The organism is Curtobacterium sp. PhB128 (assembly GCF_004340725.1).
In the GTDB taxonomy this organism is placed as follows: Bacteria; Actinomycetota; Actinomycetes; order Actinomycetales; family Microbacteriaceae; genus Curtobacterium.
Map to the genome: position 1 here is coordinate 809,591 of NZ_SLUR01000001.1, position 18,660 is coordinate 828,250.

14 protein-coding genes are annotated in these 18,660 nt (G+C 70.8%); 2 read left to right on the forward strand and 12 right to left on the reverse strand.

What is annotated here, in order from left to right:
* Window positions 1-136 precede the first annotated feature (136 nt).
* The 11 genes from EDF23_RS03705 to EDF23_RS03755 form a co-directional block, all read right to left on the reverse strand.
* Window positions 137-880: a helix-hairpin-helix domain-containing protein gene (locus EDF23_RS03705; protein WP_243648795.1), complete on the reverse strand. Its 744-nt coding sequence runs from the start codon at window positions 878-880 to the stop codon at window positions 137-139.
* Window positions 881-1,064: 184 nt separating this feature from the next.
* Entirely contained in the window at window positions 1,065-3,605 is a 2,541-nt protein-coding gene (gene leuS / locus EDF23_RS03710) for a leucine--tRNA ligase (RefSeq protein ID WP_123938283.1), read from the reverse strand.
* 50 nt (window positions 3,606-3,655) lie between these two features.
* Window positions 3,656-5,362 carry a thiol reductant ABC exporter subunit CydC gene (gene cydC / locus EDF23_RS03715; RefSeq protein WP_131920542.1) on the reverse strand — a complete coding sequence of 569 codons (1,707 nt, stop codon included), beginning with the start codon at window positions 5,360-5,362 and terminating at the stop codon, window positions 3,656-3,658.
* Complete coding sequence (gene cydD / locus EDF23_RS03720) at window positions 5,359-7,017, reverse strand: thiol reductant ABC exporter subunit CydD (protein ID WP_131920544.1); 1,659 nt, start codon at window positions 7,015-7,017, stop codon at window positions 5,359-5,361. The genes cydC and cydD overlap by 4 nt, the downstream gene beginning before the upstream one ends.
* 10 nt (window positions 7,018-7,027) lie before the next feature.
* Window positions 7,028-8,032, reverse strand: coding sequence for a cytochrome d ubiquinol oxidase subunit II (gene cydB, locus EDF23_RS03725; RefSeq protein ID WP_131920546.1), 1,005 nt, complete (start codon window positions 8,030-8,032; stop codon window positions 7,028-7,030).
* Between the two features lies 1 nt (window position 8,033).
* The gene (locus EDF23_RS03730; RefSeq protein ID WP_131920548.1) at window positions 8,034-9,446 is read right to left on the reverse strand and encodes a cytochrome ubiquinol oxidase subunit I; all 1,413 of its coding nucleotides are present in this window, start codon (window positions 9,444-9,446) and stop codon (window positions 8,034-8,036) included.
* 274 nt (window positions 9,447-9,720) lie between these two features.
* Window positions 9,721-10,641, reverse strand: a complete 921-nt coding sequence (locus tag EDF23_RS03735; protein ID WP_123340387.1) for an ABC transporter substrate-binding protein — start codon at window positions 10,639-10,641, stop codon at window positions 9,721-9,723.
* On the reverse strand, window positions 10,638-11,366 hold the full coding sequence (locus tag EDF23_RS03740) for an ABC transporter permease (protein ID WP_111085762.1): 729 nt from the start codon (window positions 11,364-11,366) through the stop codon (window positions 10,638-10,640). The genes EDF23_RS03735 and EDF23_RS03740 overlap by 4 nt, the downstream gene beginning before the upstream one ends.
* Window positions 11,363-12,079: an ABC transporter permease subunit gene (locus tag EDF23_RS03745; protein ID WP_123292494.1), complete on the reverse strand. Its 717-nt coding sequence runs from the start codon at window positions 12,077-12,079 to the stop codon at window positions 11,363-11,365. The genes EDF23_RS03740 and EDF23_RS03745 overlap by 4 nt, the downstream gene beginning before the upstream one ends.
* The gene (locus tag EDF23_RS03750; RefSeq protein WP_123292493.1) at window positions 12,076-12,999 is read right to left on the reverse strand and encodes an ATP-binding cassette domain-containing protein; all 924 of its coding nucleotides are present in this window, start codon (window positions 12,997-12,999) and stop codon (window positions 12,076-12,078) included. Before EDF23_RS03750 ends, EDF23_RS03745 begins: the two co-directional genes overlap by 4 nt.
* 215 nt (window positions 13,000-13,214) lie before the next feature.
* The gene (locus EDF23_RS03755) at window positions 13,215-13,862 is read right to left on the reverse strand and encodes a TetR/AcrR family transcriptional regulator (protein WP_166673162.1); all 648 of its coding nucleotides are present in this window, start codon (window positions 13,860-13,862) and stop codon (window positions 13,215-13,217) included.
* A 139-nt stretch (window positions 13,863-14,001) separates the two neighbouring features.
* Here EDF23_RS03755 and EDF23_RS03760 point away from each other — a divergent pair, with 139 nt between their 5' ends.
* Both EDF23_RS03760 and EDF23_RS03765 read left to right on the forward strand, forming a co-directional pair.
* Window positions 14,002-15,066, forward strand: coding sequence for a phosphatase domain-containing protein (locus tag EDF23_RS03760; protein WP_131920550.1), 1,065 nt, complete (start codon window positions 14,002-14,004; stop codon window positions 15,064-15,066).
* Window positions 15,067-15,163: 97 nt separating this feature from the next.
* Window positions 15,164-17,095 carry a glycoside hydrolase family 15 protein gene (locus EDF23_RS03765; RefSeq protein ID WP_131920552.1) on the forward strand — a complete coding sequence of 644 codons (1,932 nt, stop codon included), beginning with the start codon at window positions 15,164-15,166 and terminating at the stop codon, window positions 17,093-17,095.
* A gap of 102 nt (window positions 17,096-17,197) precedes the next feature.
* On the opposite strand, the gene EDF23_RS03770 is transcribed toward EDF23_RS03765, so the two are convergent.
* Window positions 17,198-18,571 (reverse strand): glucose-6-phosphate dehydrogenase, encoded by a 1,374-nt coding sequence (locus EDF23_RS03770; protein ID WP_131920554.1) that lies wholly within the window; start codon window positions 18,569-18,571, stop codon window positions 17,198-17,200.
* Window positions 18,572-18,660: the final 89 nt, after the last annotated feature.

An 18,660-nucleotide genomic window follows, 5' to 3' on the forward strand; every position in this document is an offset into this window, starting at 1 on the left:
GCACGGCGCCCACGATCCCGACCACGGGGGCTGCCGCCGGTCCCCCGACGAGCACGGTCGTCACGATCCAGGCGATCGCCACCGGCACCGCCACCCGCAGGTCCGTCGCACTGGGTCGCAGCTGCAGGGGCACGGCTCAGACCCGCACGCGGTCACGCAGCTCCGCGAACCGGACGTCGCCGATGCCGCTGACGTCGAGCAGGTCCTCGACCGCGGTGAACCGGCCGTGTTCGTCGCGCCAGGCGAGGATCCGGCCGGCCAACCCCGGGCCGATGCCGGGCAGGGTCTCGAGCGCAGCCTGGTCGGCGCTGTTCAGGTCGACGACGGAGTCGGCGCCGGTTCCCGAGGCACCCGCGGCACCCGTACTGCCGTCCCCGCTGCTGCCCGCCGCGGCCGCACCGCCGTCGACCGGATCGAGCGCCGCTGGCACCTCGTCCTCGCCCACGCGGGGCACGTACAGCCGCTCGCCGTCGGTCAGGACCCGCGCCAGGTTCAGTCGGTCGAGGTCCGCGTCCGCCGTCGCGCCGCCGGCCCGCTCGATCGCGTCGGTGACCCGGCTCGACGGCGGCAGGCGCACCACGCCGTCGCGCTCGACCGCTCCGAGCACGTGCACCACCACGCGCGCCGCACCAGACCCAGCGGTCGGCACCCCGGCGGTGGGCGCACCGGCGGTCGGCACCCCGGCAGTCGGCGCGCCGGCGGTGGGCGCACCACTGACGACGACCCCGCCCGCCCCTGCACCACCACGGCCCGTCAGCGACCCGACCAGGACCACCACCAGCGCCACAGCCACAACGACCCCGGCCAGCACCACCGCGGCCCGCGGCGACAGCACCAGTCGCGACCAGAGCACGCGTCCCGATGCGGGCGCGCCGTCCACTGACCGAGGGTCCGGTGACGAGGGCGACGACATGCCCCGAACGCTACGGAGCCCGGCCGATCGGCCGGGCTCCGGAATGCTGGTCTGTGGACAGGTGCGTCGGACGCCCACCCTGTGGACGGCCAGACGCTCACCCTGTGGACGGCCAGACGCCCACCCCGTGGACGGCCGCGCCGCCCGAGGGCTACCCCTTGATGGCGATGTTCACGAGCTTCGGCGCCCGCACGATGACCTTCACGATCTCGCGGTCACCGATGTACCGCTGCACGTTCGCTGAGGCACGGGCGAGGGCCTCGAGCTCGGACGGCTCGATCGACTTCGACACCTCGAACGAGTCGCGCACCTTGCCGTTCACCTGCACGACGGCGGTGAGGGTCTCCTGCACCAGCAGCGTCGGGTCGGCCTTCCGCCAACCGTGCAGCGCGACGGTGGCCTCGTACCCGAGCTGCTCCCACATCTCCTCGCCGGTGTACGGCGCGAACACGGCGAGGCCGAGCGTGACGGTCTCGACGGCTTCGCGCACGGCGGGGTCGGCGGCACCGGGGCCGCTGTCGATCGCCTTGCGGGTCACGTTGACCAGGTCCATGAGCCGCGCGATCACGACGTTGAACTTGAACGACTCCATCAGGCCCGGCGCATCGGCCAGGAACCGGTGCGTCACCTGGCGCAGGGCGCGGTCGCCCTCGGCCCAGACGACGTCGGGGGTCGACGTGACGTCGGTCGCCAGGCGGTAGGCGCGGGCCAGGAAGCGTGCCGAGGCGGACGGCGAGACGTCCTCCCAGTTGATGTCGTCCTCGGGCGGGCCGGCGAAGCCCATCACCAGGCGGATCGCGTCGACGCCGTTCGCGTCGAGCTCGTCGCCGAGCGAGACGCCGCCCTTGGACTTCGACATCTTCGAGCCGCCGGACAGCACCATGCCCTGGTTGAGCAGTGCCGAGAACGGCTCGGTGAAGTCGAGGTAACCGAGGTCGAAGAGCACCTTGGTGACGAAGCGCGCGTACAGCAGGTGCAGGATCGCGTGCTCGATGCCGCCGATGTACTGGTCGACCGGCGCCCACTTGCGAGCGACGGCGGGGTCGAACGCCTGGGTGTCGTCGTTCGCCGCCAGGAAGCGCAGGAAGTACCACGACGAGTCGACGAAGGTGTCCATCGTGTCGGTGTCACGGAGCGCGGGCGTACCGTCGACGGGGTTCGGGACGTTGACCCAGTCGGTCGCTCCGCCGAGCGGCGAGGTGCCCTTGGGCTTGAGGTCGAGCCCCTCGGTGTCGGGCAGCCGCACCGGCAGCTGGTCGAGCGGCACGGGGTGCTCGCTGCCGTCGGCGCCGTGGATGATCGGGATCGGCGTGCCCCAGAAGCGCTGGCGCGAGATGAGCCAGTCGCGCAGGCGGTAGGTCTTGGCGGCGCGACCGGTCCCGCGCTCCTCGAGCAGGGAGATCGCGGCGGTGATCGCGTGCTGCTTCGACATGCCGTCGAGGGGGCCGGAGTTCATCATCCGGCCCTGACCCGTCAGTGCCTCGCCCGTGGTGGCGGGGTTGAGGTCGGGCAGCTCGGTGTCCTCGGTGATCACCGGGATCGCTCCGGTGACCGCGGCGTTGGTGTCGACGACGACCTTCACGGGCAGGTCGAACGCCCGGGCGAAGTCGAGGTCGCGCTGGTCGTGCGCCGGGACGGCCATGACGGCGCCGTGACCGTAGTCGGCCAGCACGTAGTCGGCGGCCCAGATGGGCAGGCGCTCCCCCGTCAGCGGGTGGATCGCGAAACGGCCGAGCGGCACACCGGTCTTCGGGCGGTCCGCGTTCTGCCGGTCGATCTCCGACGTCTTCTGCGTGGCGACGAGGTAGGCATCGAAGTCCGCACGGACGGAGGAGGACGCAGAAGCGACCAGCGACGCCGCCAGGTCCGAGTCCGGTGCAACGACCAGGAACGTCACGCCGTGGATCGTGTCGGGGCGCGTCGTGAAAACCGTGACGGGCTCGTCACGGCCCTCGATGACGAAGTCGACGTCGGCGCCGACCGACCGGCCGATCCAGTTGCGCTGCTGCGCGATGACCTTGGCGGGCCACCGTCCCTCGAGCTGGTTGAGGTCGTCGAGCAGGCGGTCGGCGTACTCCGTGATCTTGAAGTACCACTGCGTGAGCTTCTTCTTGACGACGACGGCGCCGGAGCGGTCCGAGGTGCCGTCGGGCAGGACCTGCTCGTTCGCGAGCACGGTCTGGTCCACCGGGTCCCAGTTGACCCAGCTGTCCTTGCGGTACGCCAGGCCCTTCTCGTACATCTTCAGGAACAGCCACTGGTTCCACTTGTAGTACTCGGGGTCCGAGGTGTGGATCTCGGTGCTCCAGTCGAACGACGGCGCGTAGCGCTTGAAGGACGCCTTCTGCTGCGCGATGTTCGCGTAGGTCCAGTCCTTCGGGTCCACCCCGCGCTTGATCGCGGCGTTCTCGGCGGGCAGGCCGAAGGAGTCCCAGCCGATGGGGTGCAGGACGTTGAAGCCCTGCTGGCGCCAGTAGCGCGCCACGAAGTCGCCGAGGGCCCAGTTCTCGGCGTGCCCCATGTGGAGGTCGCCGGACGGGTACGGGAACATCTCGAGGATGTACTTGCGCGGACGCGTGTCGTCCAGGTCGGTGGTGAAGAGCCCGAGCTCTTCCCAGCGGGGCTGCCACTTCTCCTGGATACGACGGAAGTCGTAGGCGTTCGGGTCCTCGGCGTGCTGCTCGGTGGTCACGGACGTCAACGATACAAGCCGGGAGGCCCGTCCAGCGTCCGCCTGTCGGGTCATCCGACGAGCAGGCGGCCGGCGACCATCCGCAGGGTGCGGTCGACCAGGTCCGCCCGGACCGGCACGTGCGACACGATCACGACCGTCCGGCCCGCTGCGCGGGCCGTCGTGACGAGGTCGTGCAGGACGGCGTCGCCGAGGTCCGGGTCGATGTCGGCCGTGGGTTCGTCGAGCACCAGCACCGGGAACGCGTGCAGGAGCGCACGTGCCAGGGCGAGCCGGTGCGCCTGTCCGCCGGAGACGAGGCCACCGCGCTCCCCCACCGAGGCATCGAGCCCGCCGCGACGTCCGACCCACTCGCCGAGGCCGACCCGGTCGAGCACGGCGAGCAGCTCGTCGTCGGTCGCGGTCTCGCGGGCGAACAGCAGGTTCTGTCGGACGGACTGGTCGAAGACGAACGGGTCCTGCTCGATGAGCCCGATGCGGGCACGGACGGCGTCGGGGTGCATGTCCTTCGCCGAGACCCCGTCGAGCGTGTACGAGCCCTGGTGGTCGACGAACCGGACCAGCGCGTCGACGAGCGTGGACTTCCCCGCGCCGCTCGGCCCTTCGAGCACGACGACCTCGCCGGGGTGCAGGTCGAGCGAGACCCCGTCGACCGCCGGCGTCGTGGCTCCGGGCCACTGCACGGTCAGGTCGCGCACCGCCACGGTGACCGGACCGGACACCGCCAGTTCGGCCGGGTCGGCGTCCTGCTCGGGTTCGGGCACGATGCCCGCGGGCACCCGTGCCGGGACGACCTGCTCGACCCGCTCAGCGGCGGCGCGCACCCGGCGCAGCGTGAGGACGGCGAGCGGGACCCCGCCGACGACCTCGAACAGGGCGAGCGGCACGAACACGGTCAGTGCCCAGAGCGGTCCGTCGAGCGCCCCGGACACCACGACCGGTGCACCGACGGCCAGGATCCCGATGACCGCGCCGCCGCCGACCAGCCCGACCAGGGCACCGACGAGCGCCTCGACCGTGCCACGGCGGCGCACCGCACGGGTGACGCCGACGTCGAGACGGGCGATGTGCGCCAGCCGCTCGTCGACGGTGCCGTAGGCCGCGAACACGTCGAGCGTCCGTACGGTGTCGAGCACGAGGTCGGCGACCCGACCACGGTCCGCTGCGGTCTCACGGTCGGAGCGCTCGGCGATCGACCGTGTCACGACCGACCCGAGCAGCGCCGCGACCGCCAGGCCGAGCAGGAGCACGAGGGCGGCCGGCACCGACACGATCGCCACCGCGACGACGGACAGCAGGGCGACGACCCCGGCGGACACCAGCGGCCCGACGACGCGGATGGGCAGGTCCTGCAGCCGGTCGGTGTCGGTGACCAGGCGGGTCATCAGGTCGCCACGGCCGGTGCTGCCGAGCCCTGCCGGTGCGACCGAGGCGAGCCGCCGGTACATCTCGGTGCGCACCACCGCGAGCTGCCGGAAGGACGCGTCGTGCCCGGCGAGCCGGTCGACGTAGCGCAGCGCCGCACGCCCGAGTGCGAACGCCCGCACGCCGACCATCACGAGGGTCAGGTAGAGGATCGGCGGGTGCTCCGCGGCACGGGTGATGAGGTAGCCGCTCGCGGCGAGGAGCGCCACGGCGCAGACCGCGCTGAGCGCGCCGGCGGCGACCGCCTTGGCCCAACCCGACCCGTGCGGCATCGCGAGCCGCAGGACGGACGCTCCACGGGCCTCCCGGGACAGCACCCGCTGCCGGCTCATGCGCGCACCCCCGTCCGGACGGTGACCGACCCACCGGTGCCGATGTCGACCCGGACGTCGGCCGCGGCCACGACCGCCGGTCGGTGGCTGGCCACCACGACGACCGCGCCGTCGGCCGCCAGGCCGCGGATCGCGGCGACGACGTGGGCCTCGGCCTCGGCGTCGAGCGCCGACGTCGGTTCGTCGAGCAGGACCAACGGCGTGCCGACGCGGCGGGCGCGGTACAGCGCCCGCGCGACGGCGACGCGCTGCGCCTGGCCGCCGGACAGTCCGCTGCCGCCGGCACCGATCGGGAGGCCCGGGTCGACCCCCAGCCCCGCGTCGCGCAACGCGGTCTGGACGTCCACGGCGTCGGGGGTCGCGCTGAGCGCGACGTTCTCGGCGACGGTCCCGCGCACGAGGCGGGGTCGCTGGTCGGCCCAGGTGGTGCGGCCGGCGGCGGTCGTACCGGCGGCGCCCGGGACGACCACGGTGCCGTCGTGCGGCAGGACGCCGCGGAGTGCGGCGATGACGCTCGACTTGCCCGAGCCGCTCGGGCCGGCTAGCACGACGACGGTGCCGGGGTCGGCGTGCAGGTCGAGCGGGCCGATCACCACGTCGGGTCGGCGGACGGTCAGACCGTGCACGGCCAGCGCCGTGGCCCCCGGAGCGGTCGCCGCGGGGTCCGTGTCGTGGTGCGGCGCGGGCTCCGTGTCGTCGTCGAGGACGTCGAGGACCGCTGCCGATGCCTCGACGCCGTCCTGGGCGGCGTGGAAGTCCGCGCCGACCTGGCGGATGGGGGCGAACGCCTCGGGGGCGAGGACCAGGACGAACATCGCGGCGCCGAGCCCGAGCGAGCCGTCGACCAGCCGGATGCCGATCGACACCGCGACGAGGGCGACGGACAGGCTCGCGGCGAGCTCGAGCGCGAACCCGCTGACGAACGACAGCCGGAGCACCCCGAGCGTGCCACGACGGTACTCGTCCGTGACGGCGCCGATGCGGCCGACCTGGCGCCGGGCGCGACCGAACACCTTGAGGGTGGCCAGGCCCTCGACGGCCTCGAGGAAGGCGCCGCCGAGCTTGGCGAGGGCGTCGGACTGCTTCCGCTGCAACGACTGGGTCGCGAGTCCGATCAGGATCATGAACACCGGGATGACCGGCAGGGCGAACAGGATGATCAGCCCGCTCGTCAGGTCACCGAGGCCGATCGCGACGAGAAGCAGCGGTGTGGCGATGGCGGTGAGTGCGAGCTGCGGCAGGTAGCGACCGAAGTAGGCGTCGAGCGCGTCGAGGCCCGGCCCGAGGGTGGTGGCGAACCCCGCACTCGACCGGCCCGCCAGCCAGGACGGACCCCGCTCGGCGGCGCGGGCGAGCACCGTGGTGCGCATCTCGCTCTTCACCTTCGCCGCGGCGCGGGCCGCCAGGTCGTCGGTCGCCCAGGCCGCCACGGCACGGAGCACGAACGCGCCGCCCAGCAGCGCGAGCGCCTGCCCGAAGACGCTCGGGACACGGCCGTCCTGGACCGCGTCGATGCCGAGGGTCACGGCGGCGGCGATCCCCCACGCGATCGCGATGGTCGCGACCGTGCGGAGGACGCCGGTGCCGGCGGCCGCGACGATGAAGCCGCGCGCCGTCCGCGACAGGCGCAGGAGTCGCGGGTCGAGCGGCTTCACCGTCGCCTGCCTAGTGCGCGGCCTGGGTGACCTGGGCCCGCGAGACACGCTTGCGGAACACCCAGTACGTCCAGGCCTGGTACGCGAACACGAGGGGGACGAAGATCAGCGCCACCCAGCTCATCACCGTCAGCGTGTACGAACCGCTCGAGGCGTTGTACACGTTCAGGCTGTTCGCCGGGTCGTTGGTGGCGGGCATGACGTCCGGGAAGATCGCCGTGAACATGGCGAGCACGATCGCGGCGATGGTGACGGCCATGAGCGTGAACGCCCGGCCCTCCTTGCCCCAGGCGTTGCAGAGCACGGCCAGGACGAGCGCGAGTGCCGCGACCACCGAGAGCACGAGCGAGGCCGGGGTCGCCCGGACGAACGCCATCGAGACCAGGAACGCGGCGCCGACGACGATCGTCAGGATGCCGGCCCGGGTCGCCAGGCGCTTCGCCCGCTCGCGGATCTCGCCCTCGGTCTTCAGCGCGACGAACACGACGCCGTGCGTGAAGAACACCAGCAGCGTCGCCACGCCGGTCAGGAGTGCGAACGGGTTGAGCAGGTCGAAGAGGGTGCCCGTGTAGTTGTGCCCGGAGTCCATCGGGATCCCGCGGACGACGTTGCCGAACGCGACGCCCCAGAGGAAGGACGGCAGGGCGGACCCGACGATGATCATCAGGTCGAAGCGACGCTTCCACTCGAGGTGCTTGTTCTGGTGGCGGTACTCGAACGAGACGCCGCGCAGGATCAGCGCCGCGAGGATGAGCAGCAGCGCCAGGTAGAACCCGGAGAACATCGTGGCGTACCACTCGGGGAACGCCGCGAACAGGCAGGCGCCGGCGACGATGACCCACGTCTCGTTGAGGTCCCAGACCGGGCCGATCGTGTTGATGAGCACCCGACGGTCGGTGTCGTCCTTGCCCAGGAAGGGCAGGGACATGCCGACCCCGAAGTCGAAGCCGTCGAGGACGAAGTAGCCGACGAAGAACACGCCGACGATCGCGAACCAGAGGACAGGCAGATCCATCTCAGTACACCGTCACTTCGTGCTTGACCTCGCCGGTCTCCTCGTCGACCTCTGCCGGAGCGGCAGGGCCCTCTTGCGCGACCTTCTTGATGAGCTTGAACTCGACCACCGCCAGCGAGCCGTAGATCACGGTGAACACGATGAGCGAGATGAGGACCTCGAGCCCGGTCACGTTCGGCGAGACGCCGTCGCTGGTCTTGAGCAACCCGAACACGAGCCACGGCTGGCGACCCATCTCGGTGAAGATCCAGCCGACGATCATCGCGGCCATCGGGAGCGGGACGGTCCAGGTGGCGACGCGCCAGATCCAGCGCTTCGTCGGGAACCGGCCCTTGCGGGTCAGCCAGAGGCCGGCGAGCGACACCATGACCGCACCGACGCCGAGCGCGATCATCCAGCGGAACGACCAGTAGGTGACCCAGATGATCGGCTTGTAGTCGCCGGGCCCGTACACCTGGGTGTACTGCGCCTGCAGGTCGTTGATGCCCTCGACCGTGCCGTTGAAGGTGTGCGTGGACAGGAACGACAGCAGGTAGGGCACCCGGATCGAGAACAGTTCGTGCACGCCGTCGGGGGTGCCGAGCGTGAAGATCGAGAACGAGGCGTCCTTGCCGGTCGCCGTGTTGTACAGCGCTTCCGCTGCGGCCATCTTCATCGGCTGGGTGTCGACCATGGTCAGGCCGAGCTGGTCGCCGGTGAGCACCGTCAGCGCGCCCGCCGCCACCATGGTCCACATGCCGAACTTGAGCGCCGGCATCATCGTCTCGAGGTTCTGGTTCCGCGCCAGGTGGTAGGCGGCGACCGAGATGATCACTGCTGCGGCGACCATGAAGCAGGCGAACAACGTGTGCGGGAAGGCGGCCAGGGCGACCTTGTTGCCGAGGACCGCCCAGATGTCGGTGAGCTCCGCGCGCCCCTTGGCCTCGTTCATCGAGAAGCCGACCGGGTGCTGCATGAACGCGTTCGCGGCGATGATGAAGTACGCCGACATGATCGTGCCGGCACTGACGCACCAGATGCTCGCCAGGTGCAGTCCCTTCGGCAAGCGGTCCCAGCCGAAGATCCAGACGCCGATGAACGCGGCTTCGAAGAAGAAGGCCAGGATCCCCTCGAGCGCGAGCGGGGCGCCGAAGACGTCACCGACGAAGCGCGAGTAGTTCGACCAGTTCATGCCGAACTGGAACTCCTGCACGATGCCCGTCACGACGCCCATCGCGAAGTTGATCAGGAAGATGCGTCCGAAGAACCGGGTCAGCTGCAGGTAGTGCGCGCGACCGGTCCGGTACCAGGCGGTCTGGAACACGGCCACCACGGCGGCCATGCCGATCGTCAGTGGGACGAAGAGGAAGTGGTAGATGGTCGTCAGACCGAACTGCCACCGCGACAGGATGAGCGGGTCGAGGAGGTCGGTCATGCGGCACTTCCCAGTCGGGTCGCCGCGCGCAGTCGGTGCACGTCAGTGTCTTCCTGTGGAACGGATACATCAGATGTCACAGCCGTTGGGACTCTTCAACGGTACCGCGTCACCGCCGACTTCGACAACTTGTAGAAATGTTCCGTGCACGAACGTGCAAGGGTGTTGCACGGCACAACCGTGCGGCACGGATGTGCCGGTTCCCGCTCCGCCGAACGACGACAGGCGCCGGGCAGTTGCCCGACGCCTGTCGTCTAACGCACGAGCACTGTTGTTACAGCAGGCCCTCGTCGGTCAGGAACTCCTTGGCGATGGTGGACGCCTTCTCCTTGTCCGCCGTGCTCTTGGTGTTGAGCTCGATCAGGGCCTCGGGCGTCAGCTTCTCGTTGACCGAGTCGATCGCGTCCGCGGCCTTGTCGTTCACCTTGTCGGAGACGACGGGGATGACGTTCTGCGGCAGGATCAGGTTCTCCGGGTCCTCGAGCGTGACGAAGTCGTTCGCCTTGATGCTCGGGTCGGCGCTGTAGATGTCGGCGAGCTGGACGGTGCCGTCCTTCAGCGCCTTGACCGTCAGGGCTCCGCCGGAGTCCTCGACCGCCTTGAAGTCGACGTCGACGCCGTAGACCGACTTCAGGCCCTTCGGACCGTACGGACGGGTCTGGAACTCGGAGTTCGCGCCGACGGTGAGCTTCGACGTGACGTCCTTCAGGTCGGCCAGGCTCGTCACGTCGTTGTCCTCGGAGAACTTCTTCGTGACGGTGTAGCTGTCCTGGTCGGTCGCCTCGGCCTCGTCGAGGACCCGGAGGCCCTTCGGCAGCGCCGTCTCGAGGCCGTCGTCGATCTGGTCGGCGGTCTTCGCCGTGGAGTCCTTGTCGAAGTACTGCAGCAGGTTGCCGCTGTACTCGGGCATGACGTCGATCGCGCCCTTCTCGAGCTGCGGGATGTAGACCTCGCGCTGCCCGATGTTGAAGTTGCGCTTGACCTCGAAGCCGTTCTTCTCGAGGACCTGTGCGTACAGCTCGGCGATGATCTCGTTCGAGTAGTACTGCTGCGAGCCGACGACGATCGTCTTCGAGTCGGACGACGCGCTGGAGCCGCTGTCGAGCGGGTCGCTCGACGCGCAGCCGGTCAGGGCGGCGGCGACGCCCAGTGCGAGCGCTGCTGCGACGCCCGCACGGATCTTTGCTGTGATCACGATGGATTTCCTTCCGGGATGGGATTGCGGGCTCGCTCGCGCGATCCCTGGCGCTGCCGGGCCGACGGGTCGGCGGTGCCCTTGGGCACCGACGCCCGCTGCAGCACGGCGAACACGATCTCGAACGCGATCGCGAGTGCGATCACGAGGATGGAGGCGCCGAGCATCTCGGCGTAGTCCTGGGTCTTCAGACCGAGGAAGAAGTAGCCGCCGAGGCCGCCGGCGCCGACGTACGCGGCGAGCGTCGCCGTGGCCACGACCTGCAGCACGGCTGCGCGGAAGCCGCCGATCAGCAGGGGCAGGCCGAGCGGGACCTCGACCTTCCACAGGATCTGCCAGCCCGTCATGCCCTGGGCCTTGGCGGCGTCGACGGTCACGGGTTCGACCGACTCGATGCCCGAGTACGCACCAGCCAGCACCGAGGGGATGGCGAGCACGACGAGCGCCAGGAGCGGAGCCTGCAGGCCGATGCCGAGCAGGAGTCCGAACAGGGAGAGCACGCCGAGCGTCGGCAGTGCGCGGATCCCGCCGGACACGGCGATCGAGAAGCCCCGTGCGCGGCGCGTGTGGCCGATGGCGTACCCGATCGGCACGGCGATCACCGAGGCGATCACCACGGCGAGCAGCGTGATCCAGATGTGCTCCCAGAGGCGGCCGGGGATCGCGTTGTACCCGGAGTAGTTGGTGGGGTCGAAGACCCAGGCGAAGGCCTGTCCGATGATCACGAGGCGACCTCCGCTGCTTGCAGGACACGGCGGGTCCGGCGGCGCGACACCGAGGTCGTCCGGGTCCACGGCATGACGATCCGGCCGAGCAGCACCAGGATCCCGTCGAGCACGAACGCCAGGACGAGGACCATGACGATGCCGGAGATGATCTCCTCGTAGATCCCGCGCCCGAGGCCGTCCGTGAACAGCGACCCGAGGCTCTGGATGCCGAGGACGGCGCCGACGGTGGTCAGCGAGATCGTGGACACCGAGACCACCCGTAGCCCGGCGAGCAGCACCGGCCCGGCCAGCGGCAGTTCGACGCGGAAGAACCGCTGCGCCGACGAGTACCCCATCGCGGTCGAGGCCGACTTCGTCCCCGAGTCCACCGAGGTGAGCCCGTCGACGGTCGACCGGACCATGAGCGCGAGGCCGTACAGGGTCAACCCGATCACGACGTTGACCGGGCTCTGCAGCCCGGTGCCGATGATGCCCGGCAGCGCCACGAACAGCGCCAGGGACGGGATCGCGTAGAGCAGCCCGGCGAACGTCACGATGCCGCTGCCGACACCCGAGGCGAACCGCGATCCACCGGGGCGCTGGAGGCGGACGACGAGCCAGCCGATGGGGATGGACAGCAGGAACGCGATGATGATCGGCGGGATGGCGATGGCCAGGTGCGCGACCGTGGCGTCACGGATCGTGTCCAGGTTCGCGAGGACCCACTTCACCGCGTGCCCTCACCCTGCGCCGGAGCACCCGGGGCGTCGAGCGACGCTCCGGCCTGGTTCGATGCGGGGTCGGCCTGCACCGCTGCGGCGGCGTCGACGACGTTGACCGGTCCGGTGAGGACACCGGCTGCACGCCCGTCGCCGTCCACGACGATGGGGCCCGTGGGGGTGTGCTCGACGCGCAGCGACCGACGCCCACGGCCCACACCGATGAAGTTCGCGACGAAGTCGTCCGCCGGCTCGGCCAGGATCTCGGACGGCGTGCCCTGCTGGGCGATCTCGCCGCCCTTCTTCAGGATGACGACCTGGTCGCCGAGCTTGAACGCCTCGTCGATGTCGTGCGTCACGAACACGACGGTCTTGCCGAGTTCACGCTGCAGGCGGATGAGCTCGTCCTGCAGGTCGTTGCGGACCAGCGGGTCGACGGCGCCGAAGGGCTCGTCCATGAGCAGGATGTTCGGGTCCACGGCCAGGCCACGGGCCACACCGACGCGCTGCTGCTGCCCGCCGGACAGCTGGGACGGGTACCGGTCGGCGAACGCCCGGTCGAGTCCCACGGTGTCCATGAGCTCGAGCGCACGCGTGCGGGCGTCGGCCTTCGACACCCCGGTGAGCAGGGGCACGGTCGCGATGTTGTCGACGACCTTGCGGTGCGGCAGCAGACCGGAGTTCTGCATGACGTACCCGATGCTCCGCCGGAGCTTCACGGGGTCGACGCCGGAGACGTCGGATCCGTCGATCTGCACGGAACCCGAGGTGGGGTCGACCATGCGGTTGATCATCCGGAGCAGCGTCGTCTTGCCGCAGCCGCTGGAGCCGACGAAGACGGTCGTGGTCCGGGACGGGATCACGAGGTCGAAGTCGTCGACCGCGGTGGTGCCGTCCGGGTAGGTCTTTCGTACCGAGCGGAACTCGATCATGGGTGCCCTTCTGTTCGGAGGTAGCCCGACTCCGGATGAGAGTACCCGTCGGGTCCGACAGCGGTTCACCCGTTCCGGCACGCGGCGCGTCCCGGACAGGTGCGCACCGCCGTGGACCGGACCGAGCGCACGACGGAACCAGCGCGGACGACGACGCCCGCGCCTCCTGTTCGGAAGCACGGGCGTCGTCGGATGGGTGCGGGACCCCGCGGCGGTCAGCCGGCGGCGACCACGGACTCCATGTGGGCACGGCTCATCGTGCGGTACTCGGCGATGAGCGCCGAGTCGGGGTGCTCGCGGTCGCGGTGCGCCCGCGCCAGCACGGCGTGGCCGGACTCGGCCAGCACGACCCAGGCACGTGCGATGCGCTCGTTGTCGGGCAGCCCGAACCGGTCGCGCATGATCTGCCCGACGGCGGCGCCGAGCGCTCCCATGCGGTCCTCGGCGTCACCGGTGCCGGTGTCCGCGGTGTCGCCGAAGCGGATCGCGCGGAAGCCGGGCTCGGTGCGGTACAGCTCGGCGGTCTCGTCGATCAGCGCGTCGCAGGCCTGCTGCCAGGTCTCCGCGCCGCTCGCGTCGAGCGCCGCGACGAAGCGCGCGGCCAGCCGCTGCGTGCAGCGGATGGCGAGCGCGTCGACCACGGCGATGCGGTCCGGGAAGTAGCGGTAGACGGTGCCGATGGACGCTCCGGCCCGCTCGGCGACCATCGCGGTCGTGAGTCGCTCGAACCCGATCTCGTCGATCACCGCGGCAGCAGCGTCGAGCAGACCCGCGAGGCGCGCCGAACTGCGGGCTTGGACCGGCTCGTTCCTGAGCAGTGATGATCCCCCCGGCAGAGCGTTCGTTACCTCGGTGACGAGCACGTGTTCTCCTCTTGCGCTCCAGCGCGGTTCGTTGGTGTGACGAGGACGATTTTCGCAGAGACCGGCTGGAACATGGCTGCGACTCACCACAGGTGCCGCGGGACGTGGACTTCCGGGTCCTGCATGGGATGATGGGGCGATGCCCGACCCGACGCCCCACGAGCCGTCGTTGGCCGAGCCGCTCCTGCACCGCGCGGCCCGCATCGAGGACGCCGTCCAGGAGTTCCGCGAGCACCGCGCCCGAAGCCGTGGCCTGGTCCCGACCGTCGTCCCCTACACCGGCTACGGCGCTCCCGGATGGGTCCGCATCCTCTGCCGCGTGCTGCTGACCCGCCGTGGCCTCGCCTCCGACGTCTCGTACGCCGGTGTCCGCGGGTGGAAGAGCTTCACGAGCGTCGCGGTCGACCACGCCGAGGTCACCATCACCGCCGGTGGGGTCTCGCACGTCGTCGAGACCGACCGTGGCGGGGTCGTCGACACCATCGTGCCGATCGACCTCGAGCCGGGCTGGCGCACCGTCCGGTTGTCGGCCGGCGGCGGGCGCGACGTCGAGGCCGACGTGTTCGTCGTGCACCCCGACACCCGCTTCGGGCTGCTGTCCGACATCGACGACACCGTCATGGTGACCTCGCTCCCCCGTCCGATGCTGGCGGCGTGGAACTCCTTCGTCCTCACCGAACACGCCCGCCGCCCCGTGCCGGGCATGTCCGTGCTGTACGAACGCGTGCAGGCGCAGCACCCCGGCTCCCCGACCGTGTACCTGTCCACCGGTGCCTGGAACGTCGCGCCGACCCTGCAGCGCTTCCTGACCCGCAACATGTACCCGTCCGGCACGCTTCTGCTCACCGACTGGGGCCCCACGCACGACCGCTTCTTCCGGAGCGGGCAGCTGCACAAGCAGCAGAACCTGCGGCGCCTGGCGAAGGACTTCCCGGACGTGCAGTGGCTGCTCGTCGGCGACGACGGCCAGCACGACGAGTCGCTGTACGGCGAGTTCGCCCGCGAGCACCCGGAGAACGTCGCGGGCGTCGCCATCCGGCAGCTGTCCACGAGCGAGGCGGTCCTGGCCGGCGGACGCTCCCGGGCGCAGGAACGCTCCCGCGACACCTCGGCGCCGTGGGTCTACGCACCCGACGGTGCCGGGCTGTGGTCCGAACTCGCGCGGGTCGGGCTCGCCGAGGCGGACGCCTCCGACCCGGCCTGAGCGAGGCTTCAGGCACACCGACGGCACACGGCCGCCAGACGGCCGGCGGCCCGTCCGCGCGGCCACGACGCTCGGCCTCCGGGTGTTCGATCGGGGCATGAGCACCGACACGGACCGGACCGCCGACACCGAGCGAGCACCCGCGCCCCCCGCGACTCCCCCGAACCTGATCGAGGACCACGCCGTCATCGGCGACACCTCGACCGCCGCACTCGTCGGTCGCGACGGCACGATCGACTGGGCGTGCCTGCCGCGCTTCGACAGCGCCGCCACGTTCGCCTCGCTGCTCGGCTCCGAGGACCACGGGCACTGGACGCTCCGACCGACCGACCCCGCCGCGACGGCGCACCGGAAGTACCGAGGCGACACCCTCGTCCTGTCGACGGTGTGGACCACGGCGGACGGTGCCGTCGAGGTGACCGAGTTCATGCCCGTCGGCGCCCACCGCCCGTCCATCGTCCGGCGTGTCCGCGGCCTGAGCGGCTCGGTCGAGGTGCAGCAGACCCTGCGGATCCGGTTCGACTACGCCCTCGCGCTGCCGTGGGTGCGCCAGATCGGCGGCGACGAGAACCCGGCACTGCTCGCCACCGCCGGCCCGGGGTCGGTCATCGTGCGCGGCCCGCGCTTCCGGGCCTCGGACCACCGGCACACGGCCACCGCGACGATCCACGACGGTGACGTGCTCGACACCGTCCTCACCTGGTACCCCTCGCACCGCGAGCCCCCGGAGCCCGTCGACGTCGACGCCGAGCTCGACCGCACCGTGACGTGGTGGACCGACTGGATGGCGACGGCACGCACCGAGGGACGCTACGCCGACGCCGCCCGCCGTTCGCTCTTGCTGCTCCGCGCGATGACCCACGGCGAGACCGGCGGGGTGGTGGCCGCCGTGACCACGAGCCTGCCGGAGGACCCGGGCGGCGAACGCAACTGGGACTACCGCTACGTCTGGCTCCGCGACGCCTCCCTCGCCCTCGCCTCGCTCATCGCGCACGGCTACCGCGACGAGGCGGCGCACTGGCGCGGCTGGTTGCTCCGCGCCATCGCCGGCGACCCCGCCGACGTGCAGATCATGTACGGCATCGCCGGGGAGCGCGAACTGCCGGAACGGGAGCTCCCGCACCTGCCCGGGTACGCCGGCTCGACGCCCGTCCGGGTCGGCAACGGCGCGTACACGCAGTACCAGGGCGACGTGTTCGGCGAGGTCCTGGCCGCCCTGCACGACGCCCGCGAGCTCGGGGTCGAGGAGAACGCCGACTCGTGGGCCCTGCAGCGCGCCCTGCTCGGCTACGTCGAGGAGCACTGGCAGGAGCCCGACAACGGCATCTGGGAGATGCGCGGCCCGCGACGGCACTTCACGCACTCGCGCGCGATGATCTGGGCCGCGTTCGACCGTGGGGTCGCCGCGGTCGAGGAGTTCGGTCTCGAAGGCCCCGTGGATCGCTGGCGCACCCTGCGCGACCAGGTCCGGGCCGAGATCGAGGAGCACGGCTGGAACGCTGCACGGGGCAGCTACCGGCAGCACTACGACACCGACGAGGTCGACGCGAGCCTGCTCGTCCTGCCGCAGATCGGCTACGTCTCCGCCCACGACGCCCGCATGACCGGCACCGTCGCCGCCATCGAGCAGGACCTGTCCACCGGCTCCGACGGTCTCGTGCTGCGGTACCGGACGTCGTCGGGGTTCGACGGGCTCGCCGGCGCGGAGCACCCGTTCCTGGCGTGCTCGTTCTGGCTGGTCGAGCAGTACGCGGCATCGGGCCGGATCGACGACGCCGAGCGCCTCATGGACGTGCTCGTCGGGTACGCCAACGACGTCGGGATGCTCTCCGAGGAGATCGACGTCGCCTCCGGACACCACGTCGGCAACACTCCGCAGGTGCTGTCGCACCTGACGCTCGTGTCCGCTTCCGACGCGATCGCGCGGGCGCGGGGCGCGTCGACCGGGCACCGCACGCGGCTGCCGGTGCACGACGGCGGCACCCGCTCGTGGACCGGCGAGGGCGAGCGCGCCGGCACCCCCGCCTGATGCGGTGGTGCTGACCACGAAACGGACGGGAGGCACGGTGCCAGCTGGCACCGTGCCTCCCGTCCGCAGTTCCGCCCGTTCAGGGCGCGACGGTCACGTCCGTCAGGACGACGACTCCCAGTCCGCCGGGCCGCGCGAACCGGCGCGGTACTCCTCGAGCGGGACCTCGTCGGCTTTCCAGGCCTTGACGACCGGCTCGACGATCTCCCAGCAGCGCTCGGCCACGTCGCCGCGGATCGAGAGCAACGGGTCGTCGTGGAAGATGCCGTTCAGGACCTCGCCGTACGGGGTCAGCTCGCCGTCGCTGAACGACGACGACAGGGTGACCTGGCCCATCTCGAACGGGTTGCCACCGCCGTTGGCCGACACGGTCAGCTCGATCTCGTCCGGGTTCAGGACGATGCGGAGCGTGTCCGCCTTCGGGCGACCGCTCAGGCCGGAGGGCAGGCGCGTGACCGGCTTGAAGGTGATCAGCACCTCCTTCCGGCTGTTGCCGAGTGCCTTGCCGGACCGCAGCGTGAACGGGACGCCCTTCCAGCGGGCCGTGTCGACCTCGACCGAGATCTCGGCGAGCGTCTCGGTGCTCCGCGACTTGTCGACGCCGTCCTCGTCCTGGTACGACGGCAGCTCCTTGCCGTCGATCGTGCCGGCCGTGTAGACAGCGCGGCGCGACGCGATCTTCGCGTCGTCGCCCTTGAGCCGCGTCGAACGGAGCACCCGGGCCAGGGACGAGCGGAACTCGACCGCGTCGATGTCCGCCGGGGCGTGCATCGTCACGATGCCGAGGATCTGCAGCAGGTGCGACTGGATCATGTCGACCATCGCGCCGGCCTCGTCGTAGTACTGGGCGCGGTTCTCGAGACCGAGGGTCTCGTCGTAGAAGACGTCGACCTTCTCGATGTTGTCCGCGTTCCAGATCGGCTCGAACAGGCGGTTCGCGAAGCGCAGACCGATGATGTTCAGGACCGTGGTGCGTCCGAGGAAGTGGTCGGTGCGGTGCACGCGCTCTTCCGGGACCAGCTTCAGCACGGTCTCGTTGAGGGCCTGGGCGCTCGCGACGTCGGTGCCGAACGGCTTCTCGAAGGCGAGGGTGGTGCCGGCGGGGAGCTCGACCTGCTGCAGTGCCTCGCAGATGTCGGAGGCGATCTGCGGGGGCAGGGCGAAGTAGAGGATCGGTTCGGCCTCGGCCGCGTCGAGCAGTGCCGTGAGGTGCTCCGGGTCGGTGGGGTCGCCCTGGATGAACTGGGTCGACGCGAGCGTCGCGTCGACCTCGGGTCCCTTGACGTCCTGCGACGCGAAGGACTTCGTGACGATGTCCTTCCACTGCTCCTCGCTGCGGGCGCTGCGGCCCGTGCCGATGAGCTGGACGGGAACCGCTCGACCGCTCTGCAGGAACGTGCCGAGGCCCGGCAGCAGCAGGCGGGAGGCGAGGTCGCCCGTCGCGCCGAAGATGATGAGGGTGCGCTTGTCGGTCACCTGAGGTGACTCCTTTCGCTGTGGTGGGAGGTCCGCTCCAGTCAAGCCGCGGGCGGGCCCGTTTGTTCCGGATCGGGGACCGGAGATCG